The 3,422-nt window shown below is 55.5% G+C and carries 2 rRNA genes; both read left to right on the top strand.

The features are described from left to right. Positions 1-43: 43 nt before the first annotated feature. Positions 44-3,157: ribosomal RNA gene (locus JZ791_RS43650) — 23S ribosomal RNA — on the top strand. A 138-nt stretch (positions 3,158-3,295) separates the two neighbouring features. Beyond that, positions 3,296-3,412: ribosomal RNA gene (gene rrf / locus JZ791_RS43645) — 5S ribosomal RNA — on the top strand. The last annotated feature ends 10 nt before the right edge of the window (positions 3,413-3,422 follow it).

Genomic DNA, 3,422 nt, shown 5'->3' with positions numbered 1-3,422 from the left:
GTGTGTTGTTTGAGAACTGCACAGTGGACGCGAGCATCTTTGTTTGTAAGTTTTTAAGGGCGTACGGTGGATGCCTTGGCACCAGGAGCCGATGAAGGACGTAGGAGGCTGCGATAAGCCTCGGGGAGCTGTCAACCGAGCTGAGATCCGAGGATGTCCGAATGGGGAAACCCAGCACGAGTGATGTCGTGTTACCCGCATCTGAATATATAGGGTGTGTGGAGGGAACGTGGGGAAGTGAAACATCTCAGTACCCACAGGAAGAGAAAACAATAGTGATTCCGTGAGTAGTGGCGAGCGAAAGCGGAAGAGGCTAAACCAGGTGGATGTGATACCCGGCAGGGGTTGTCTATCTGGGGTTGTGGGGCTCACTTTCTTCCAGCTGCCGTTGGGAGCATGAGTCAGAAACCGTTGTGTTAGCTGAATTGGTCTGGGATGGCCGACCGTAGACGGTGAGAGTCCGGTAAGCGAAAACTCAACGGCTCATGTAGTGGGTACCCGAGTAGCAGCGGGCCCGTGTAATCTGCTGTGAATCTGTCGGGACCACCCGATAAGCCTGAATACTACCTGGTGACCGATAGCGGACTAGTACCGTGAGGGAAAGGTGAAAAGTACCCCGGGAGGGGAGTGAAATAGTACCTGAAACCGTGCGCTTACAATCCGTCAGAGCCTTCGTTTCGACGTGGGGTGATGGCGTGCCTTTTGAAGAATGAGCCTGCGAGTCATCGGTGTGTGGCGAGGTTAACCCGTGTGGGGTAGCCGTAGCGAAAGCGAGTCCGAATAGGGCGAACTTGAGTCGCACATCATGGACCCGAAGCGGAGTGATCTACCCATGGCCAGGGTGAAGCGACGGTAAGACGTCGTGGAGGCCCGAACCCACTTAGGTTGAAAACTGAGGGGATGAGCTGTGGGTAGGGGTGAAAGGCCAATCAAACTCCGTGATAGCTGGTTCTCCCCGAAATGCATTTAGGTGCAGCGTCACGTGTTTCACGCCGGAGGTAGAGCTACTGGATGGCCTAGGGGGCCTACAAGCTTACCGAAGTCAGCCAAACTCCGAATGCCGGTGTGTGAGAGCGTGGCAGTGAGACTGCGGGGGATAAGCTTCGTAGTCGAGAGGGAAACAGCCCAGATCGCCGGCTAAGGCCCCTAAGCGTGTACTAAGTGGAAAAGGATGTGGGATCGCTGAGACAACCAGGAGGTTGGCTTAGAAGCAGCCACCCTTGAAAGAGTGCGTAATAGCTCACTGGTCAAGTGGTCCTGCGCCGATAATGTAGCGGGGCTCAAGTACACCGCCGAAGCCGCGGCATTCACATATTATCCCGCCAGTGATGGCCAGGAGTGTGGATGGGTAGGGGAGCGTCCTGCAGCCAGGGAAGCCACAGAGTGATCTAGTGGTGGAGGCTGTGGGAGTGAGAATGCAGGCATGAGTAGCGAAAGACGAGTGAGAAACTCGTCCGCCGAATGACCAAGGGTTCCTGGGCCAGGTTAATCCGCCCAGGGTGAGTCGGGACCTAAGGCGAGGCCGACAGGCGTAGTCGATGGACAACGGGTTGATATTCCCGTACCCGTGTATCCGCGCCCAATGGCGAATCAGTTGTGCTAACCGTCCAAAAGCGGATCTATCACCTTCGGGTGAAGAGATGTGGCTGCACGGGACCCCGATTGTAGTAGTCAAGCGATGGGGTGACGCAGGAAGGTAGCTGGGCCAGGTGATGGAATACCTGGTGTAAGCCTGTAGGGCGTTGTGTAGGCAAATCCGCACAGCATGTGCCTGAGAGGTGATGCGTACCCGTTGAGGGGAATTCAGTGATCCTATGCTGCCGAGAAAAGCCTCTAGTGAGTTGGTACACGGCCCGTACCCCAAACCGACACAGGTGGTCAGGTAGAGAATACTGAGGCGATCGAGATAACTGTGGTGAAGGAACTCGGCAAAATACCTCCGTAACTTCGGGAGAAGGAGGGCCTGGTTTGGTGATGGCACTTGCTGTCTGAGCTGAGCGAGGTCGCAGAGACCAGAGAGAAGCGACTGTTTACTAAAAACACAGGTCCGTGCGAAGTCGTAAGACGATGTATACGGACTGACGCCTGCCCGGTGCCGGAAGGTTAAGAGGACCGGTTAGCCCTTTGGGGCGAAGCTGAGAATTTAAGCCCCGGTAAACGGCGGTGGTAACTATAACCATCCTAAGGTAGCGAAATTCCTTGTCGGGTAAGTTCCGACCTGCACGAATGGCGTAACGACTTCTCTGCTGTCTCCACCACAGACTCGGCGAAATTGCAGTACGAGTAAAGATGCTCGTTTCGCGCGGCAGGACGAAAAGACCCCGGGACCTTTACTATAGCTTGGTATTGGTGTTCGGTACGGTTTGTGTAGGATAGGTGGGAGACTGTGAAGCTGGCACGCTAGTGTTGGTGGAGTCATCGTTGAAATACCACTCTGATCGTATTGGGCTTCTAACCTCGGGCCATGATCTGGTTCAGGGACAGTGCCTGGTGGGTAGTTTAACTGGGGCGGTTGCCTCCTAAAGTGTAACGGAGGCGCCCAAAGGTTCCCTCAGCCTGGTTGGTAATCAGGTGTCGAGTGTAAGTGTATAAGGGAGCTTGACTGTGAGACTGACAGGTCGAGCAGGGACGAAAGTCGGGACTAGTGATCCGGCACCGGCATGTGGAAGCGGTGTCGCTCAACGGATAAAAGGTACCCCGGGGATAACAGGCTGATCTTCCCCAAGAGTCCATATCGACGGGATGGTTTGGCACCTCGATGTCGGCTCGTCGCATCCTGGGGCTGGAGTAGGTCCCAAGGGTTGGGCTGTTCGCCCATTAAAGCGGCACGCGAGCTGGGTTTAGAACGTCGTGAGACAGTTCGGTCTCTATCCGCCGTGCGCGTTAGAAACTTGTGGAAGGCTGTCCCTAGTACGAGAGGACCGGGACGGACGAACCTCTGGTGTGCCAGTTGTACCGCCAGGTGCACGGCTGGTTGGCTACGTTCGGAAGGGATAACCGCTGAAAGCATCTAAGCGGGAAGCCTGTTCCAAGATGAGGTTTCTCTCCACCTTCGAGTGGTTAAGGCCCCCAACAGATTATTGGGTTGATAGGCCAGAGCTGGAAGCCCTGTAAGGGGTGTAGGTGACTGGTACTAATAGGCCGAGGGCTTACAAACAAATATGCTACGCGTCCACTGTGCAGTGTCTGAAACAACACACGACACCGTCGGTCAGGGGTTCGGGGACTTCGGTTCCTGGATGGTCTCTCCTGTTGGAGGGTTCCTGATTGTATGGGTGTGACAGTTTCATAGAGTTACGGCGGCTATAGCGGTGGGGAAACGCCCGGTCCCATTCCGAACCCGGAAGCTAAGGCCACCAGCGCCGATGGTACTGCACTCGCCAGGGTGTGGGAGAGTAGGACACCGCCGGAACATCCTTTCA

The sequence above is a fragment of the Nocardia alni genome, assembly GCF_019038435.1.
GTDB classification, from domain to species: domain Bacteria; phylum Actinomycetota; class Actinomycetes; order Mycobacteriales; family Mycobacteriaceae; genus Nocardia; species Nocardia alni.
Note: the sequence above shows the minus strand (reverse complement) of the source record. Positions and strands in the feature narration are given on the sequence as shown.